Origin of the sequence: Micromonospora sp. BRA006-A (assembly GCF_033433935.1) — a bacterium.
Lineage (GTDB): Bacteria > Actinomycetota > Actinomycetes > Mycobacteriales > Micromonosporaceae > Micromonospora > Micromonospora aurantiaca.
The window spans coordinates 208,855-224,898 of record NZ_JANCLW010000001.1 but is presented as its reverse complement, the minus strand read 5'-3'; the positions used below and the strand labels follow the sequence as shown (position 1 = coordinate 224,898).

Annotated in this window: 17 protein-coding genes and 3 tRNA genes; 13 read left to right on the top strand and 7 right to left on the bottom strand. The window is 72.4% G+C overall.

Features of this window, described 5'->3' with window-relative positions:
• Positions 1 to 340 precede the first annotated feature (340 nt).
• Positions 341 to 1,663, bottom strand: coding sequence for a deoxyribodipyrimidine photo-lyase (locus tag NMK34_RS01145; protein ID WP_318331852.1), 1,323 nt, complete (start codon positions 1,661 to 1,663; stop codon positions 341 to 343).
• Positions 1,660 to 2,586 (bottom strand): phytoene/squalene synthase family protein, encoded by a 927-nt coding sequence (locus NMK34_RS01140; protein WP_318331851.1) that lies wholly within the window; start codon positions 2,584 to 2,586, stop codon positions 1,660 to 1,662. The genes NMK34_RS01145 and NMK34_RS01140 overlap by 4 nt, the downstream gene beginning before the upstream one ends.
• A 64-nt stretch (positions 2,587 to 2,650) precedes the next feature.
• On the opposite strand from NMK34_RS01140, the gene NMK34_RS01135 reads away from it, so the two are divergent.
• The 8 genes from NMK34_RS01135 to NMK34_RS01100 all read left to right on the top strand — a co-directional run bounded on the left by NMK34_RS01135 (position 2,651) and on the right by NMK34_RS01100 (position 8,181).
• Complete coding sequence (locus tag NMK34_RS01135) at positions 2,651 to 3,805, top strand: polyprenyl synthetase family protein (RefSeq protein WP_318331850.1); 1,155 nt, start codon at positions 2,651 to 2,653, stop codon at positions 3,803 to 3,805.
• 29 nt (positions 3,806 to 3,834) lie between these two features.
• Complete coding sequence (gene crtI, locus NMK34_RS01130; RefSeq protein WP_318336244.1) at positions 3,835 to 5,316, top strand: phytoene desaturase family protein; 1,482 nt, start codon at positions 3,835 to 3,837, stop codon at positions 5,314 to 5,316.
• Positions 5,313 to 5,906 carry an isopentenyl-diphosphate Delta-isomerase gene (idi, locus tag NMK34_RS01125; RefSeq protein WP_047891876.1) on the top strand — a complete coding sequence of 198 codons (594 nt, stop codon included), beginning with the start codon at positions 5,313 to 5,315 and terminating at the stop codon, positions 5,904 to 5,906. The genes crtI and idi overlap by 4 nt, the downstream gene beginning before the upstream one ends.
• Positions 5,896 to 6,843, top strand: a complete 948-nt coding sequence (locus NMK34_RS01120; protein WP_318331849.1) for a MerR family transcriptional regulator — start codon at positions 5,896 to 5,898, stop codon at positions 6,841 to 6,843. The genes idi and NMK34_RS01120 overlap by 11 nt, the downstream gene beginning before the upstream one ends.
• Positions 6,844 to 6,919: 76 nt before the next feature.
• The gene (locus NMK34_RS01115; RefSeq protein WP_318331848.1) at positions 6,920 to 7,708 is read left to right on the top strand and encodes a polysaccharide deacetylase family protein; all 789 of its coding nucleotides are present in this window, start codon (positions 6,920 to 6,922) and stop codon (positions 7,706 to 7,708) included.
• 143 nt (positions 7,709 to 7,851) lie between these two features.
• Positions 7,852 to 7,924 (top strand) — tRNA-Glu (locus tag NMK34_RS01110).
• A 33-nt stretch (positions 7,925 to 7,957) separates the two neighbouring features.
• Positions 7,958 to 8,031: transfer RNA gene (locus NMK34_RS01105), tRNA-Asp, on the top strand.
• A 76-nt stretch (positions 8,032 to 8,107) separates the two neighbouring features.
• A tRNA-Phe gene (locus NMK34_RS01100) sits at positions 8,108 to 8,181 on the top strand.
• Positions 8,182 to 8,277: 96 nt separating this feature from the next.
• Here the strand turns inward: NMK34_RS01100 and NMK34_RS01095 are convergent.
• Positions 8,278 to 8,805 (bottom strand): hypothetical protein, encoded by a 528-nt coding sequence (locus tag NMK34_RS01095; RefSeq protein WP_318331847.1) that lies wholly within the window; start codon positions 8,803 to 8,805, stop codon positions 8,278 to 8,280.
• A 202-nt stretch (positions 8,806 to 9,007) separates the two neighbouring features.
• Here NMK34_RS01095 and NMK34_RS01090 point away from each other — a divergent pair, with 202 nt between their 5' ends.
• Positions 9,008 to 9,928, top strand: coding sequence for a hypothetical protein (locus NMK34_RS01090; protein ID WP_316250303.1), 921 nt, complete (start codon positions 9,008 to 9,010; stop codon positions 9,926 to 9,928).
• 64 nt (positions 9,929 to 9,992) lie between these two features.
• On the opposite strand, the gene NMK34_RS01085 is transcribed toward NMK34_RS01090, so the two are convergent.
• The gene (locus NMK34_RS01085; RefSeq protein WP_013283444.1) at positions 9,993 to 10,430 is read right to left on the bottom strand and encodes an ArsI/CadI family heavy metal resistance metalloenzyme; all 438 of its coding nucleotides are present in this window, start codon (positions 10,428 to 10,430) and stop codon (positions 9,993 to 9,995) included.
• 181 nt (positions 10,431 to 10,611) lie between these two features.
• Between NMK34_RS01085 and NMK34_RS01080 the strand changes: the two genes are divergently transcribed.
• Positions 10,612 to 11,358 carry a hypothetical protein gene (locus NMK34_RS01080; protein ID WP_318331846.1) on the top strand — a complete coding sequence of 249 codons (747 nt, stop codon included), beginning with the start codon at positions 10,612 to 10,614 and terminating at the stop codon, positions 11,356 to 11,358.
• A 2-nt stretch (positions 11,359 to 11,360) separates the two neighbouring features.
• On the top strand, positions 11,361 to 11,741 hold the full coding sequence (locus tag NMK34_RS01075; RefSeq protein ID WP_318331845.1) for a transcriptional regulator: 381 nt from the start codon (positions 11,361 to 11,363) through the stop codon (positions 11,739 to 11,741).
• A 57-nt stretch (positions 11,742 to 11,798) separates the two neighbouring features.
• Here the strand turns inward: NMK34_RS01075 and NMK34_RS01070 are convergent, their stop codons facing one another.
• On the bottom strand, positions 11,799 to 12,557 hold the full coding sequence (locus NMK34_RS01070; RefSeq protein WP_318331844.1) for a hypothetical protein: 759 nt from the start codon (positions 12,555 to 12,557) through the stop codon (positions 11,799 to 11,801).
• 278 nt (positions 12,558 to 12,835) lie between these two features.
• Between NMK34_RS01070 and NMK34_RS01065 the strand changes: the two genes are divergently transcribed.
• Entirely contained in the window at positions 12,836 to 13,348 is a 513-nt protein-coding gene (locus NMK34_RS01065) for an SRPBCC family protein (RefSeq protein WP_318331843.1), read from the top strand.
• A 6-nt stretch (positions 13,349 to 13,354) separates the two neighbouring features.
• Here NMK34_RS01065 and NMK34_RS01060 read toward each other — a convergent pair whose 3' ends face one another.
• A complete protein-coding gene (locus NMK34_RS01060) occupies positions 13,355 to 14,059 on the bottom strand; it encodes a DUF2786 domain-containing protein (protein ID WP_318331842.1) in 705 nt (234 codons plus the stop codon).
• Positions 14,060 to 14,104: 45 nt separating this feature from the next.
• Positions 14,105 to 14,494: a hypothetical protein gene (locus NMK34_RS01055; RefSeq protein WP_043327529.1), complete on the bottom strand. Its 390-nt coding sequence runs from the start codon at positions 14,492 to 14,494 to the stop codon at positions 14,105 to 14,107.
• Positions 14,495 to 14,660: 166 nt separating this feature from the next.
• Here NMK34_RS01055 and NMK34_RS01050 point away from each other — a divergent pair, with 166 nt between their 5' ends.
• Complete coding sequence (locus NMK34_RS01050; RefSeq protein ID WP_318331841.1) at positions 14,661 to 15,998, top strand: ABC transporter substrate-binding protein; 1,338 nt, start codon at positions 14,661 to 14,663, stop codon at positions 15,996 to 15,998.
• Positions 15,999 to 16,044 lie beyond the last annotated feature (46 nt).

Here is a 16,044-nt window from a genome sequence, read left to right as displayed (position 1 = left end):
CCTCGGTGATCCCGAGCCATCGTTACGCAGCGCATTCGGCTGGCCGGGCGGCCCTGTCTTCCCTTTTCCGACTTTGCTCTGCAGCCATCGGCGCAGCACCGCTTTGAACAGGCATTTCGTCTCAGGTCCGAAAACCGCGTGAGGCCCGGGTGGTCACGTTCCGCAACCGGTGCGGATATGGCTGCAGAGCAAAGGGGACCGGAGGTGAAGGGTGCCGGCGGGGCACACGCTCACCGACGGTAACCGAGGAAGCCGGCCCGCGAGGCGCGGGAGGTCCGCGCCGGCGGCGGTCGTGATCGTCCGCGGGCGACGCACGCGGCGCTTACGCCCGTGGGCGGCGTCAGCGGAGCCAGACCGGGTCGGTGCCCGGCACCTCCAGCGGCGGCGGGTAGTCGAGCGTGCGGCGCACCTCGTCGGGCAGCCGCCACGGCTGGTGCACCGCCTTGCCCGCCACCGACGCCAGCTCGGGCACCCAGCGCCGCACGTACGCGCCGTCGGGGTCGTAGCGTTCGGCCTGCCGCACCGGGTTGAAGCCGCGGTACGGCCGGGTGTCGTTGCCGGTGCCGGCCACCCACTGCCAGTTGCCCGAGTTGTTGACCCGGTCGCCGTCGAGCAGCCAGTGGAAGAAGACCTCGAGGCCGGGCCGCCAGTCCAGCCCGAGGTGCTTGGTCAGGTAGCCGGCGGTGATCAGCCGCGCCCGGTTGTGCATCCAGCCCTCGGCGCGCAGCTGGCGCATGCCCGCGTCCACGATCGGCATGCCGGTACGCCCCTCGGCCCAGGCGCCGAACGCGTGCGCGTCGTCGCGCCAGTCCTCCCGCGCGCCGCGCCGGTACGCGACGGTGGACAGGTCGGGGAAACCGGACACCACCTGGTGGTAGAAGTCGCGCCAGCAGAGCTGCCTGACGAACGGACCGTCCCGGTCGCCGGCCCGGCTCGCCACGGCCAGCGGCGACAGGCATCCGAAGCGCAGGTACGGGCTGAGCCGCGAGGTCTCGTCGCCGGCCATGTCGTCGTGGATGTCGTCGTACCGATCGAGGGTGGGCAGCCAGGCGGTGAGCCGGCGCCTGGCGACGGCCTCACCGCCGACGGCGGCGTCCGGGCTGTCGCCCTTCGGCGGGTCCGGCAGCCGGCCGGGGTCGACGCCGTCGGGCAGCCGGACCCGCTTCGGCGCGGCCAGCTCGTCCCGCCACCGCACTCCCTGCCATGCCCGGAAGTAGGGGCTGAAGACGCGGTAGTGGTCCCCGCCGCCGGGACGCAGCGCGCCGGGCTCGACGACGGTCAGGCCGGGGAACAGGCGCAGGAACATCCGGTGCCTGTCGCACTCGGCGCGCAGCCGGCGTTCCCGGCGGTGGGCGTAGCGACTCACGTCGGCGGAGAGCCCGATGCCCTCGGCGCCCACCTTCCGGGCCAGCTTCACCGTCTCGGCCACCGGGTCGCCCCGCCTGATCACCAGGTCGCCGCCGCGCTTGCGCAGCGCCTCACGCAGGTCGGTCAGGCTCTGGTGCAGGAAGCGGGTGCGGTTCGGCGAGAGCTTCTGCAACGCCGGGTCGAGCACGTAGAGCGGCACCACCCGGTCGAACGCGGAGCAGGCGGCGGCGAGCGCCGGGTGGTCGTGCACCCGCAGGTCACGGGTGAACAGCACCACCGCCGTACGGTCGGTCATCCGGCCAGGGCCGGTTCCAGCGCCGGGCCGGGCACCCGCACCGGCGTGCCGGGCGGGGTGAGCAGCGCCCGGGCGGCCACCGCCATCCGGCGCCGCTGCGGCACCAGGGCACGCCGCACGAAGACGTCGTAGTCCTGGGCGGCCACCTCGTCGAGGATGCCGCCGTAGAGCGCGTACGCGGTGCGCATGCACGCCTGCGAGGCCGGCTCCAGCAGCGGGATGCCCGGTGCGGCGGCGACGTAGTGGGCCTGAGCACGGGTCACCTCGTACTCGATCAGCTCGCGGATGCGCGGCGTGGTACGGCCGGCGGCCTTGGCGGCGAGCAGGTCGTCGCGGGTGAGGTCGAACTTGGCCATGTCCTCGTCGGGCAGGTAGGTCCGGCCCCGGTCGAGGTCCTCGGCGACGTCCCGGATGAAGTTGGTGAGCTGGAACGCGAAGCCGAGCTGACGGGCGGGCTCGCGGGCGGCCGCCGGGTCGGAGCTGCCCAGGATCGGCAGCATCATGGTGCCGATGACAGCGGCCGAGCCCTCCATGTAGTCGAGCAGGTCGTCGTAGGTCGGGTACGACATGACCGTCAGGTCCATCGCCATGCTGCGCAGGAACGACGCGAAGTCGTCGCGGTCCAGGTCGAACACGGCGATGGTGTGCAGCACCGCGGGCAGCAGCGGGTCGTCGACCGACGCACCGTGCAGCCCGGCGACGAATCGATCCGACCACTCGCGCAGCCGGGCGGCCCGCTCGGCCGGCGGCAGGTCCTCGGTGCGGTCGACGATCTCGTCCGCGTAGCGGGTGAAGCCGTACAAGGCGTGCACATGTCGCCGTTTCCAGGCGGGAAGCAGCCGGGTGGCGAGATAGTAGGTACGGCCGTGACGCCGGTGCAGCTCGCGGCAACGGTCATAGGCAGCGGTCAGATCCGTGTCCATCGGCCCTCCTCAGTTTCGACGCAGCAATCGACGCAACTCGTAACCCTAGGGTACGCTCCCCCGCATGGCCAACGACGCAGTTGCGGGTAATGCGCTCCGCGTCGCGCCGGCTCAGGCCGGGGCGACGGACGATCCGGTCCGCGGCGTACTGGCCGCGTTCACGAAAGACCTGATCAAAGGGGTCGATGAGACGCTGGCGGCGTTCCTGGCCGCGGAAGTCGAATCGCTCACCGAGATCGACGCAGCGATGGGTGGTTTCGCCGCTACGGCACGCGACTGCGTGCTGGCCGGCGGCAAACGGGTCCGCCCCACGTTCGCGTACTGGGGCTGGCGGGGTGTGGTCGGCGGCGAGGAACCGCTGTGCTCGGTGCTCCCCGCGCTGTCCGCGCTCGAACTCCTGCACACGTTCGCGCTGGTCCACGACGACGTGATGGACGCCTCCGACACCCGGCGCGGGCTGCCCACCGCGCACCGGGCCGCCGCCGCCCGGCACCGGGCCGCCGGGCACACGGGCGACCCCGACCGGTACGGCGAAGCCGTCGCCGTCCTCATCGGCGACCTGTGCATGGTGTGGGCCGACCGGCTCATGGCACACGCGGCGGTCCCGGCGGACCGGCTGCTCGACGTGCGCCGCTGCTACGACCAGATGCGGGTCGAGACGGTCGCCGGGCAGTTCCTGGACGTGCTCGGCGAGAACGACTCGGCGAGCTGGACCGTCGACCGGGCGCTGCGGGTGGCCCGGTACAAGACCGCCAGCTACACCGTCCAGCGTCCGCTGCTGTTCGGCGCCTGCCTGGCCGGCACCGACGCGGACGACCCGCTCATCGCCGCGTACACCCGGTACGGGCTGGCCGTCGGCGAGGCGTTCCAGCTCCGCGACGACCTGCTGGGCGTCTACGGCGACCCGGAGACCACCGGCAAGCCGGCCGGCGACGACCTGCGTACCGGCAAGCCGACAACGCTGCTGATGCTGGCCCGGCAGCTCGCCGACCCGGCGCAGCGCCGCGCGTTGGAGCGGGCCGGCTCGGTCACCTCGGCACACGAGGTGGACCGGCTGGCCGACGTGGTCCGGGACACCGGGGCCACCGCCCGGGTGGAGCGGATGATCTCCGACCGGGTGACCGAGGCGCTCGCCGCGCTCGGCACCGCACCGATCGACGAGACCGCGCGCACCGCGCTGACCGGCCTCGCCACCGCCGCCACGGCGCGGCGGGCATGATGAGCAACTTCGTGAGCAAGGGGGCCGGAATGCGTACCGTCAAGGGACGGACCGACCGGGTGGTAGTGGTCGGCGCCGGGCTGGGTGGGCTGGCCTGCGCGCTGCACCTGGCCGGCAGTGGCCGGCAGGTGACGGTGCTGGAACGCGAGCCGGTGCCGGGCGGCCGCGCCGGGCGGCTCAGCGTCGACGGGTACGAGTTCGACACCGGACCGACCGTCCTCACCATGCCCGACCTGATCGCCGAGGCGCTCGGCGCGGTGGGTGAGGAGCTGACCGACTGGCTCGGCCTGACCCCGCTCGACCCGGCATACCGCGCGTACTACCCGGACGGGTCGACGCTCGACGTCATCACCGACACCACCCGGATGGCCGCCGAGATCGCCCGCGTCTGCGGTCCCCGCGAGGCCGACGGCTACCTGCGTTTCGTCGACTACGCCCGCAACCTGTGGCAGTGGGAACGGGCCGACTTCATCGAGCGCAACCTCGACGCGCCGACCGACCTGCTCACCGGCAACCTGCTGAAGCTGTTCGCCAGCGGCGCCTTCCGGCGGCTCCAGACGAAGATCAACCAGTTCTTCCGCGACCCGCGTACCCAGCGGATCTTCTCCTTCCAGGCCATGTACGCGGGCCTGTCGCCGCACGACGCGCTGGCGATCTACGCGGTCATCGCGTACCTCGACTCGGTGGCCGGTGTGTGCTTCCCGCGCGGCGGCATCCACGCGGTCTCCCGCGGGATGGCCGGCGCGGCCGAGAAGCACGGCGTGCAGATCCGGTACGGCACCACCGTGACCCGGGTGGAGACCGCCAACGGCCGCGCCACCGGCGTCGTCACCGCGGACGGCGACTTCATCCCCGCCGACACGGTGGTGCTCAACCCGGACCTGCCGGTCGCCTACCAGGACCTGCTGCCGCCCAGCCGGCAGCGCAAGCTGACCTACTCGCCGTCGTGCGTGGTGCTGCACATCGGTTCGACGCAGGGCTATGGCAAGATCGCCCACCACAACATCCACTTCGGGCGCTCCTGGAAGGGGACGTTCGACGAGGTGATCCGGCGAGGCGAGCTGATGACCGACCCGTCGCTGCTGGTGACGAACCCGAGCCGCACCGACCCGTCGGTGGCGCCGGCCGGCAGGCACACCTACTACGTGCTCGCCCCGGTGCCGAACCTGGAACGGGCGCCGTTCGACTGGACCGGCGACCTCACCCAGCGATACGCCGACCAGCTCGTGAGCACGCTGGAGGAGCGCGGCTACGTCGGCTTCGGCGACGGCATCGAGGTGATGCGGGCGGTCACCCCGGCCGACTGGGCGGCGCAGGGCATGGCCGCCGGCACCCCGTTCGCCGCCTCGCACAGCCTCTTCCAGACCGGCCCGTTCCGCCCCTCCAACCTGCACCGGACGCTGGAGAACGTGGTGTTCGTCGGCTCCGGCACCCAGCCGGGCGTGGGGGTGCCGATGGTGCTGATCAGCGGCAAGATCGCCGCGGCCCGGATCACCGGGGCGATGTCGTGAGCGAGCGGGAGACCCACCTGGTCGAGCTGGTCGACGACGACGGGCTGGTGATCGGCGAGACCACGGTGGCGACCGCCCACCAGCCACCCGGGCGGCTGCACCGCGCCTTCTCGGTGCTCCTCGTCGATCCCGACGGGCGGGTGCTGTTGCAGCAGCGGGCCGCGGTCAAGACGCGGTTCCCGCTGCGCTGGGCGAACTCCTGCTGCGGGCACCCGCTGCCCGGCCAGTCGCTGACCGAGGCCGCCAACCGGCGGCTCGCCGAGGAACTCGGTGTCGACCCGGTCGACCTCACCGAGGTGGGCGTCTACCTCTACTACGCCGAGGACCCGGCGACCGGACGGGTCGAGTTCGAGTACGACCACGTGCTGCGCGCCGACGTACCCGCCGACCTGGTCACGCGGCCCGACCCGGACGAGGTGGCCGACCTGCGCTGGGTCGACCCCGGCGCGGTGGTGGCCGACCTGGACGCCCACCCCCGTGAGTACGCCCCGTGGCTCGGCGGCGTGGTCAACCGGCTGCTGCACCCCACCGACGCGTCCCGGCCGGGCGTACCGGCCACCGAGGCACCGGAGCGGTCGGGTGGCCGATGAGGCGCTGAGCGCGGGGGCCGTCGCACGCCGACTGGGTGTGGCGGTCACCACGCTGCGTACCTGGCACCAGCGCTACGGTCTCGGCCCCAGCGAGCACGTGCCGGGTCACCACCGGCGGTACACGCCGGCCGACCTCGCCCGCCTGGAGATCATGCGCCGGCTGACCACCGAGGGGGTCGCGCCCGCCGAGGCCGCCCGCTGGGCCCGGCAGGCGCCGGCCGTGCTGCCTCCGGAGCGGCTCGGCCTCAAGGCACGGGCCTCGACGGTACGCGACGGCGGCGGCACCACCATCCCGGTCGGCCGGGCCGGGCCGGCGGCGCGCGGGCTGGCTCGTGCCGCCATGCGGCTGGACTCGGTGACCATCGGCCGCACCATCGCCGACGCGCTGGCCGCCGACGGGGTGGTGGCGACCTGGGAGGGGCTGCTGCGGCCGGTGCTCGCCGGCATCGGGGAGCGGCACGCCGCCACCTCCGGGTTGATCGAGGTGGAACACCTCATGTCCCGGTGCGTCTCCGAGGCGTTCGCCACGGTGGCGCGGGCGCATCCGACCGCCGGGCCGCCCCGGATCCTGCTCTCCTGTGCCGACGAGGAGCAGCATTCGCTGCCGCTGGAGGCGCTCGCCGCCGCGCTGGCCGAGGTCGGTGTGAGTTATCGCATGCTCGGTGCCCGCGTACCGGTGCCGGCCCTGGTCGAGGCTGTCAACCGGACCGGTCCGGCGGCGGTGGTGCTCTGGTCGCACATCCGGGCGACGGCCGACCCGTGCCAGCTCACCGCGCTGCTGGCGGTGCCGCGCCGGCCGCTGCTGGTGCTCGCCGCCGGGCCCGGCTGGCGGGCCGACTCGCTGCCGGCCGGGGTGGTCCGGCCGGTGGACCTGGCCGAGGCGTTGTCGCTGGCCGTGGCCGTGCGGGACTCGCTGGACCAGTCGACGACGAGCTGAGCCCCTCTCCCGTTCCGGGTCGGCGTCCACTACGGTCGGAAAGTCCGTCTGACCCCGACCCCTCCGGGAGCGACGAATGCGTCCACGCGCCCTGTCGGCGCTCGCCCTGGGCCTGGTGCTTCTCGTCACCGGCTGCGGCGAGGCCGGCAAGTCACCCGAGAAGGCCGCCGCACCGGCGTCGGCCTCGGCGTCGCCGTCCCCGACGCCGGTGACGAAGCCCTCACCGGCACACACCACCCCCGCGAAGCCCAAGCTGCGCCCGGTGCCGAAGAAGCTGCCGGCGGGCCTGCACCGGGCCAGCGGGAGCAGCGGCGTGGCGCTCACCTTCGACGACGGGCCGGATCCCCGGTACACCCCGCAGATCCTGGCCCAGCTTCGGGCGGCCCGCGTGAAGGCCACCTTCTGCGTCGTCGGCAAGCAGGCCAAGCGCTACCCGGAACTGGTGGCCCGGATCGTCCGGGAGGGGCACCAGCTCTGCAATCACAGCTGGCACCACGACGTGAACCTGGGCCGGCGCTCCGCCGCCGAGATCCGATCCGACCTGGAACGGACGAACGAGGCGATCCACGCCGCCGCGCCCAAGGCGCCGATCACCTGGTTCCGGCAGCCCGGTGGCCGCTGGACGGCCGAGGAGGTCACGATCGCCAAGCAGATGGGCCTGCGCCCGCTGCACTGGAGCGTGGACCCGCAGGACTGGGATCACCCGCCGGCGAAGACGATCATCAAGCGGGTGACGGGCGCCACCCGGCACGGTTCGGTCGTGCTGATGCACGACGCGGGCGGCGACCGGGCCCAGACGATGGCCGCGTGCCGGCACCTGATCCCGGACCTCAAGCGGCGGTACGGCATCGCCCTACCCCGCTGACCTGCGGTTTCACCCGCCACCACGGCCATCCCCATACCGGTTTTGTCGTCCGCGCAGGCATGACATATGCTTCTCCTGCCTCCGGCGGGGCCGGATGGGAGCAAGTCCGCTTGAAGTTGCGAGTGTGCAATGATGGCGGGGCCGCCCTCATCGTCTAGCGGCCCAGGACGCCGCCCTTTCAAGGCGGTAGCACGGGTTCGAATCCCGTTGGGGGCACGGTCCGGCTCGCGCCGGATGCAACACCAGCCAGGTCCTGTGGAGCAGTTGGAGTGCTCGCCGCCCTGTCAAGGCGGAGGTCGCGGGTTCAAGTCCCGTCAGGACCGCAAGCGCTGACGCCGCGCAGCTCGATGCGCGGCGTTCTGCGTATCGGCCCGTGCGGTAGCATGTGCCGAGCACCACGGCCAGGTAGCTCAGTTGGTACGAGCGTCCGACTGAAAATCGGAAGGTCGGCGGTTCGACCCCGCCCCTGGCCACATAGCCTTTCGCCGGGCTACAGGAGCGCCGACCAGCGGGAACGCAGGTCGGCGTTCTGCTTTGTGCGCTAGAAGCCTGCCTGTCCGGTCTGCCCGTTACCTTTTCGCTTCGATCCGGCGCCGTCGCATGGACACAGCGACCAGTCCGGCGGCGAGAACTGTCAGCACGGCACCGCCCACGAGCCACAGACGGCCCGGCACCTGCGCAGGTGCCGGTAAGGCCGTGACGAGCGTCGGGGCGGCTGCGGGCGCGGACGGTGTGGTCGGCACCTGGGCAGGTGCAGCGGTGATTCCCGCGCACAGCCCGGTGACGCCGTCGCGGGAGTTCACGCGGTACCGGGTGCCGGCGCGGAAGTCGTAGCCGCAGTTCTCCTCCTGGCGGCCCACCCTCAGCCGGAGCGTGGCCCCTGCCCGGAGGCTGCCCTTCTCGACCGACTCCACCGCGAGCTGGACCCCGGTGTCGGTCACCTCGGTGATCGTCCCGACGACGATGAGGTCGGCACGCTCGTCCGCGCCGGTGCGCGCGCAACTGCACGCCCAGGCCGGCTCCGCCGGTGAGGCGACCACGACGAGGCCGAGGCTGAGGGCGGTCAGGGCGAGCAGAATCGCGGCGCGCAGCTTCACACCGATACCGACGCTCGGACGGCCCCGGTGGTTCCATCTGCCCGGTGCGTCGCGACGGAGGCACCGCGGCGTGGAGCGGGCACTCGCGCGACGCGTCCCGCGTCTACGGTGAGCGGGCCCGCCGAGTGGCGGACAGGATGCCACCGGAAGGCCACGTGTGCGTGCGCTGCGTACGGCTCTGACGCCGGTCCTCGTACTGGCCGTGATCCTGCTCAGCGGGTGTGGCCGGGTCTCGGGGCTCCTGGACCGAGTCTCCCTGTTCCATCCGGTCTGGGCCGCCGACGGCTGGGTCTACTACCTGCGGGAGGTGACCTCGACCTCGGGCTCGGGAGTAGCCGAGGTGTGGCGGCAGCGACCCGATGGGAGCGCCGAGGAACCCGTTCTCAAGCGCGCGCCAGCGGTATCCACCTGCGAAGCGGGCTTGTTCAGCTTCCTGTTCGCCGGCCCCGGCGGCGACCTCGGGGTGGCCCTCGAATGCGGCTGGGACGAAACCGAGCTGCTCAGCTACTCGCCGGCCGACAAGACGTTCGAGCCTCTGGCGTCGACGCGTTTCCTCACCGAAGCCGCACTCGTGAACCGTGGCGGCGGGGGATACGTGGAGGCGCCCCGGGAGTGCGGTCCGGGGGGAGTCCAGCTGCTCGCCGACGGGAAGGCGTACGAGTTCGGCTCTCCGGTGACGGTGGGCGGAGTGACCTTCAACCTGAGCGGCGGTGACACGGATTGCGAGTCGACGGTGCTGGCGCGGTCGCCTGCGGCGCTGGGTGAACGGCTGTTCTTCATCACCGCACCCGACTCCCTCGGCAGGTTGCCGCTGCCGCCCGAGGTGAGTCCGGACGATCTCACCTGGCACCTGACGGAGTGGGCCGTCGGATCGGCCACAGCCAGGTTCATCACGGAGCTTCCCGGCCTCGCCGACCTGGCGGTGTCGCCGGACGGCCGGTCGGTGATCGCCGCCGTCGCGTCGGACCACGTGGGCGGGGTCTGGTCGGTCGACGTCCGCACCGGGAAGAAGACGAGGATCGCCGGCGGCGCCCGCGCCTACCACCCGAGCTTCTCGCCGGACGGGAAGCGGTTCGTCTACGTCGAAAAGCTCGAACGGCTGAAATTCGCCGAGGCACGGTAGCCGCCGGCGCACGAAAGAGGTCCCCACCGGCGTGCAGGCCGGTGGGGACCTCGTGGCATCCGGCTCAGACAGCGGCGGGCTGCTCCGCCGCGTCCGAGGCGCAACAGGCGCTCTCGGTCGCCTTCGCCAGCTGCGGCGAGTCGGCCTTGACCGTGTAGACCTCCCACGGCTCGTCGCCGGGGCCGCGTACCCAGACCTTGTCCTGGAGCGCGTAGCAGCACTCGGTGTCGTTCTCCTCCAGCGTGATCAGGCCGGACTCGGTGAGGCGGTTGGTCGCGGCGTTGACCTCCTCGGTGGTGGACACCTCGACCCCGAGGTGGTCCATCACCGTCGGCAGGCCGGGCTCACCTTCGAGGAGTACGAGCTTCAGCGGCGGGTTCTCCACCGCGAAGTTGGCGTAGCCGGGGCGGCGCTTGGCCGGCTCGACGCCGAACAGCTTGCTGTAGAAGGCCACGGAGCCTTCGAGGTCGGACACGCGCAGGGCGAGCTGGACGCGGGACATGGGAACCCCCTGTCTAGATGTTCATCGAAGCAGTCTCCACCCTGCCTATTGATTCGAAGTCTGTCAACCTAGAGAAATGTCGAAACAGGCGCCGATGTTCGAGACCCCTCGACCTCTTGCGCGAACAGGTTTGCAATGCAAACCTATTTGGGTCACAGCGCTACGGCTGCCGGGAGGAACCATGCCGTCCGAGTCACCCCGCGAGGACGATGCCCAGGAACTGCTCGCCTCGATGACCACCCTCCGCCGGCAGGCCCGGGCGGCTCGTCAGGCGTACTGGCTTCCGCTCCTGCTCTTCGGGGTGCTCATCGCGGCGGCCGCGCCGCTGTACGTCGAGTCGGCGGAACCAGCCCCGCTGCGCGCCGGGACCGGCGGCCCTGCCCTGAGCGGTCTCGGCGGCGGCTTCCTGGAGAAGTCGACCGCGCTCGGCTGGTACTGGCTGGCCGCGCTCGTCGGCGGCTACCTGGCCGGCCTGACGTGGTACCGCTGGCACGGCCGGCGAGCCGGCGTCCAGACCCCGACCCGGGCGTACGTCATCGCCGGCCTCGCGGGCACTCTCGTCGGCCTCGCCCTTCCGGTCGCCCTGGAGTTCCTGCTGTTCAACACCAGCGGGCCGGTGTGGGGCGGCACCAGTCGGCTGACCGGTCCGCTACTCGGCCTCGCCAACCGGGGCATGCTGCCGCACCTCGTGATCGCCGTCGGCCTGGCGGTCCTCGCCCGCCTGGAACGCAGCCGGAGCCTGTGGGTCGTGGTCGGGCTCTACACCGTCGTGCTGATAGCCGTGAACGCCTGGTTCCAGCTCTCCGACCTGCAACCGGGTGATCTGACCCGGTTCAGCTTCATGCAGGCGGCCGTGCTCCCGGCACCGGTCCTGCTGATCGGCGGGGGTCTGGCACTCGCCGCCGCCAAGAAGCAGCACAATCGGTAGTCGTGAGCACCGTGGACGACCCTCGCGCGAGCGGGCCATTCCCGACGAACGGCCTCGACGACAGGGTCCACCAGCGGCACCGGCTCGGCATCCTGACCATCGCCGCTGAAGGCGAACGGGTGGAGGTGGCCTATCTCCGCCAGGCCCTCGAACTCACCGCGGGCAACCTGTCCCGGCACCTCACCGTGCTGGAGGAGGCACGCCTGATCGAGGTGGAGAAGGGCTACCACGGCCGTCGTCCGCGGACGTGGATCCGGATCACCCGGGAGGGCCGTCAAGCCCTGCACTCCGAGATCACCGCCCTCCAGGAGCTGCTCCGCCGCCACCAGCAGGCCGCACAGCCCTCCACCTCGGCCGGTCCGGACGACTTCCCACCCGCGTGACGCCCTCCCCGGTCACCCGATCCCGGACGGACGGGCGGCGGGACCGGCGGCGGGCGGTCAGGTCTCTGGGGGGCGGCGGTTCTGGGTGGGGCTGCCCTGGATCGCCTCCCAGACGCTCCGGCCGGCCTGCCGGAGTGCCTGTCCGGCCTGTCCCGCCAACTGTGCCGCCTCGGCGGCGGCGCTCGCCGGCTGGCCGGTCCCGCCCGGGCGCTCCGAACCGCGCTTCTTCTCGGTGGGACGTTCCGCCGACGGGCCCGCACCGGCGCCCTGCCCCGATCCGGCGGCACGCTCGGACTCCGTCCGCGCCGGGCGCCGGGGCGGCTCGGGTGCCTCGATCGGGCCGGGCACCGCCGGCCCGGTGCGCTCGACCACCTCGCCGGCCGCGGCCACCGTACGCCCGGTCTTGTCGACCACCGGCGCGGCGAGCCGGTGCACGTCGTCCAGGGTGACGCCGGCCGAGCGCGCCAGCGCGTCGATCAGCTGCGGGTTGCGGTCGATCGTGGTCAGCGCCCGGTCCAGGATCTGCACCAGCTTCTCCAGCCGCACCTTGAGCAGCACCTCGGCGCTCACCCCGGTGATGTCCAGCTCGACACCCTCCAGGTGCACCCGGACACCGGCGTCGAGCTGAAGCAGGTTCGCCAGCCGGGCGCGCAGCGACAGGTCGGCGTCGAGCCCGTCCACCGCGAGCCGGATCTCGTCGACGGTCAGCTCCGGCACATCGAGCAGGACGTCCGGCTCCGGCTCGGGAGCGGCCGGCGAGCCGGTCAGGTCGTCACCGGGGTCCGGCACTGGTGCGGTGGCTCGGCTGTCGGTCATTCTGCCCGCTCTCCCATCGGTCCGGTCGGCGGCGCTTACCCGCTTTCCGGTACGGCATCCGTCGCCCACCAGCACCTCGCGGAAGCCCGCCCGCACCTCGCGGAAGCCCACCTGACCTCCCGGAAGCACCGCCGCGCACCTCCCGTAAGCGCCACCCGCGTCTTGCGCAGAGCGCCTGTCCCACCACTCAGCGCTGTCGGGAACCGGTGTTCCCGGTGTCCGGAAGCGGGCGGAACGGAAGCTGCACACCGAGACATGAGCCGGTATGGTCCGGACCTATGGGACAGGAGATGGCCGATCCGGATGAGGTCCGGCAGGAATCCGATCGCTTCTCCCTCCGCAGCAGCCTGCTCGTCCCGGCGTCCGCCGAGCGGGCGTACGCCGTCTTCACCGGCGCACTCGCCGACTGGTGGGTGCGTGAATACACCTGGTCCGGCCCGGAGGCGCTCGCCGCACTCGGCATCGAGCCCCGGGCCGGCGGGATGCTCTACGAGATCGGCCCGTACGGCTTCCGCAACGACTGGGGCCGCGTGCTGACCTGGGATCCGCCGCGGCGCCTGGTGTTCACCTGGCAGATCGGCCCGGACCGGGTGCCGGTGCCGGATCCGGCGCGGGCCAGCGAGGTGGAGGTCCTGTTCCACGCCGACGGTCCGGAGCAGACCCGGGTGGACGTCGAGCACCGCTACTTCGACAGGCACGGCGCGGCGGCCGAGGGCTACCGCGAGGCGCTCACCGCAGGCTGGCACGAGCTGCTCTGCCGCTACCTGGCGACGGTCGCCCGTACCGCCTGAGATCGGTCAGCCGGCGATACCGGGCGCCGCGCCGGTGCCGGCCACGCCGGTGCCACCGAGGTCGGCCCGGCGGCCGGCGGCCGCGCCGGAACCGAACCCGCCGCCCGCCAGCCGCCGTCGCGGGGCGGTGCGCAACCGGGGGTACGCCTCGGCGACCCGGCGCTGGACGCGATCGGAGCGGTCGGCGAGCACCAGAGCCGTGGAGGGTCCACCCGACTCCGCCACCGCCTTGCTCTCGGCCGCGCGCAGTCGTTCCGCGACGACGTACGCGAAACCGGCCAGCCAGGTACGCCGGAACGCCGCCGGATGCTCCCCGGCCGGTACGACGGCACCGGCGAGCCCGTGCGCGGCCTGCACCAGCAGCGACGTGAACAGCAGCTCGACCCGTTCCAGGTCGCTGGCGAAGCCGAACAGGTGCATGACGAAACCGTTGCCGTGCCGGCGGCGTACACATCGGCACCGCAACGGTTCGGCGACCGCCGCGAGCAGACCGGCCTTGTCCCGCGCGTACGGCGCGATCACCTCGACGGTGCGGTCACCGACCGGGTCGGCGGCCGGGTCGCGGGCGGCGAGCAGCGCCCTGTCGACGCCGTAGCGGGCGATCAGCTCGGTGGCCTTCGCCATGAAGGCGGCCGACTCGGCGGGTGTGCAGGCCGGATCCTCCGCCTGGGCGAGCAGCTTGCGCACCTTGCTGAGCATCGCCTCGGACATGCACCCAGAGCTACCACAGTCGGGGCGCCTAGCCGCGCGCCGGGCTCAGTCCGAGCGGCTGCGCAGCGTGGCGATCGTCGACCCGGCGAGCGTGAGCAGGCAGTCGGGCAGCAGGCCGTCGGCTGCGGCCGCCCCGAACAGCGCCTCGCCGGTGTCCGCGTCGTCGTTCGCGCACGCGCTGACGAAACGGGCCACCCAGCGGGTGTCGTAGTCGGCCTGGTCGATGCCGGGGAAGTCGAGGGCGGCGCCGCCGGCCGGAGCGTCGTCGCCGAGCATGGTGGCGGCGAGGCACCATGCCACTCCGTACGCCCCGGCGAGGCCGGAGCGGTCCACCACCGCGTCGAACGTGCCCACCACGCCGGCGCCGTCACCGGCGAGGGCGGAACGGAGCACGGCGGTCGCGTCGTCGAGCGTCTGCTGTGCTTCGTCGTTCACCCGCGGAACAGTATCGCCGGGGGTCAAGCGGTGACCCGGAAACGGCTCGCCGACCACGCAGAGTGATACCCGCAGTCGGGGTGCCGACGCAGCCGACTCCACAGTCCCGCGTGCCGCGTGAGCACGCTAAGGTGCGCAGCGGACCTTCGCCGGAGGAAGGACGACCATGCTGAGAACACGCACGTCGCGCGCGGCCCTGTCCATGGCCTGCGCGGCGCTTCTGCTCGCCACGAGCGCCTGCGGGAGCGACGAGCCGGAGGAAACGCCTGCCACCCAGGTACGCCTCTACGGCACCGACGGCAACATGCTCAATTCGTACGCCGCGGAGCTCAAGGACCGGGCGGACCTGGTGAACGGGATGAAGGGCACCACGCCCCTCACCCCGCTTGCCGAGAGCTTCAAGGAACGACTACTCGCCGTAGACCCGAAGCTGGGTGACTTCCTCTACTCCGCCGAGTCGTACGACGCGGTGGTGATCAGTGCGCTGGCCGCCCAGCTCGCCGGCACCACCGCTCCGGCCGAGATCGCCAAGCAGATCGTCGGGGTGACCACCGGCGGTGAACGCTGCGACGACGTGGCGGCCTGCCTGGAGCTCGCCCGCGCGGGCCGGGACATCGAGTACCGGGGCGTGTCGCTGACCCGCGCCGGGTTCACCGACACCGGCGAGCCGGCCACCGCGAGCTACGGCACCATGCACTTCGACAACCAGAAGATCGACGACAGCAAGACCGAGTTCGTCGGCGCCGGTGAGGAGTCGGGGGCGAGCACGAAGGCCCCGCCGCGTGGGCGCAAGGTTCGCGACGGGAAGGCGAAGGACGCCCCGCTGGTCCTCGGCGGGCTGCTGCCGAAGACCGGTGACCTGGCGCTGGCGAACCCGCCGCTGGCGGCCGGCGCGGCGCTCGCGGTCCGTGAGGTGAACGCCGCCGGTGGTGTGCTCGGCGAGCCGGTGAAGTGGATCGAGGGCGACGACGGCACCAACCCGGAGGTCGCCAAGGCCACCGTCGCCTCGCACGTCAGCAAGGGCGTGCAGGTCATCATCGGCGCGGGCGGCTCCGGCATCTCCCGGGCCGTACTGCCGGACGTGGTGGCCGCCGGGCGGATCCTGTTCTCCCCGTCGAACACCGACGCGGGGCTGAGCGCCGTGGACGACAAAGGCCTCTACTTCCGTACCGCGCCGCCGGACAGCCTCCAGGGCCGTGCCCTGGCCGACGTGATGCTCCGGGACGGGCCGCGCAAGATCGCGATCCTGGCCCGTAAGGACTCCTACGGCGAGGGCCTCCAGGAGAACGTCCGCTCGGAGCTGGAGAAGGCCGGCATCGGCGCGGACCGGATCAAGCTGCTGACCTACGAGCCGCCGGCCGATCCGAAGACGCCTGTCGACTTCAGCGGCACCGCCAAGGAGATCAAGGCGTTCGGGCCGGAGGCGCTGCTGCTCATCGGCTTCGCCGAGTCCGCGCCGGCGATCACCGCGCTGGACGACGCGGGAGTCGACATCAAGAACTGACGCGTACCGACGCGACGGGCCGCACCGGATTCACCCGGTGCGGCCC

Bases quoted from the DNA above. Each gene is read 5' to 3' on its own strand.
- NMK34_RS01145 (WP_318331852.1), bottom strand. From the start codon at position 1,663: ATGACCGACCGTACGGCGGTGGTGCTGTTCACCCGTGACCTGCGGGTG.
- NMK34_RS01140 (WP_318331851.1), bottom strand. From the start codon at position 2,586: ATGGACACGGATCTGACCGCTGCCTATGACCGTTGCCGCGAGCTGCAC.
- NMK34_RS01135 (WP_318331850.1), top strand. From the start codon at position 2,651: ATGGCCAACGACGCAGTTGCGGGTAATGCGCTCCGCGTCGCGCCGGCT.
- crtI (WP_318336244.1), top strand. From the start codon at position 3,835: ATGCGTACCGTCAAGGGACGGACCGACCGGGTGGTAGTGGTCGGCGCC.
- NMK34_RS01115 (WP_318331848.1), top strand. From the start codon at position 6,920: ATGCGTCCACGCGCCCTGTCGGCGCTCGCCCTGGGCCTGGTGCTTCTC.
- NMK34_RS01085 (WP_013283444.1), bottom strand. From the start codon at position 10,430: ATGTCCCGCGTCCAGCTCGCCCTGCGCGTGTCCGACCTCGAAGGCTCC.
- NMK34_RS01080 (WP_318331846.1), top strand. From the start codon at position 10,612: ATGCCGTCCGAGTCACCCCGCGAGGACGATGCCCAGGAACTGCTCGCC.
- NMK34_RS01070 (WP_318331844.1), bottom strand. From the start codon at position 12,557: ATGACCGACAGCCGAGCCACCGCACCAGTGCCGGACCCCGGTGACGAC.
- NMK34_RS01065 (WP_318331843.1), top strand. From the start codon at position 12,836: ATGGGACAGGAGATGGCCGATCCGGATGAGGTCCGGCAGGAATCCGAT.
- NMK34_RS01060 (WP_318331842.1), bottom strand. From the start codon at position 14,059: ATGTCCGAGGCGATGCTCAGCAAGGTGCGCAAGCTGCTCGCCCAGGCG.
- NMK34_RS01050 (WP_318331841.1), top strand. From the start codon at position 14,661: ATGCTGAGAACACGCACGTCGCGCGCGGCCCTGTCCATGGCCTGCGCG.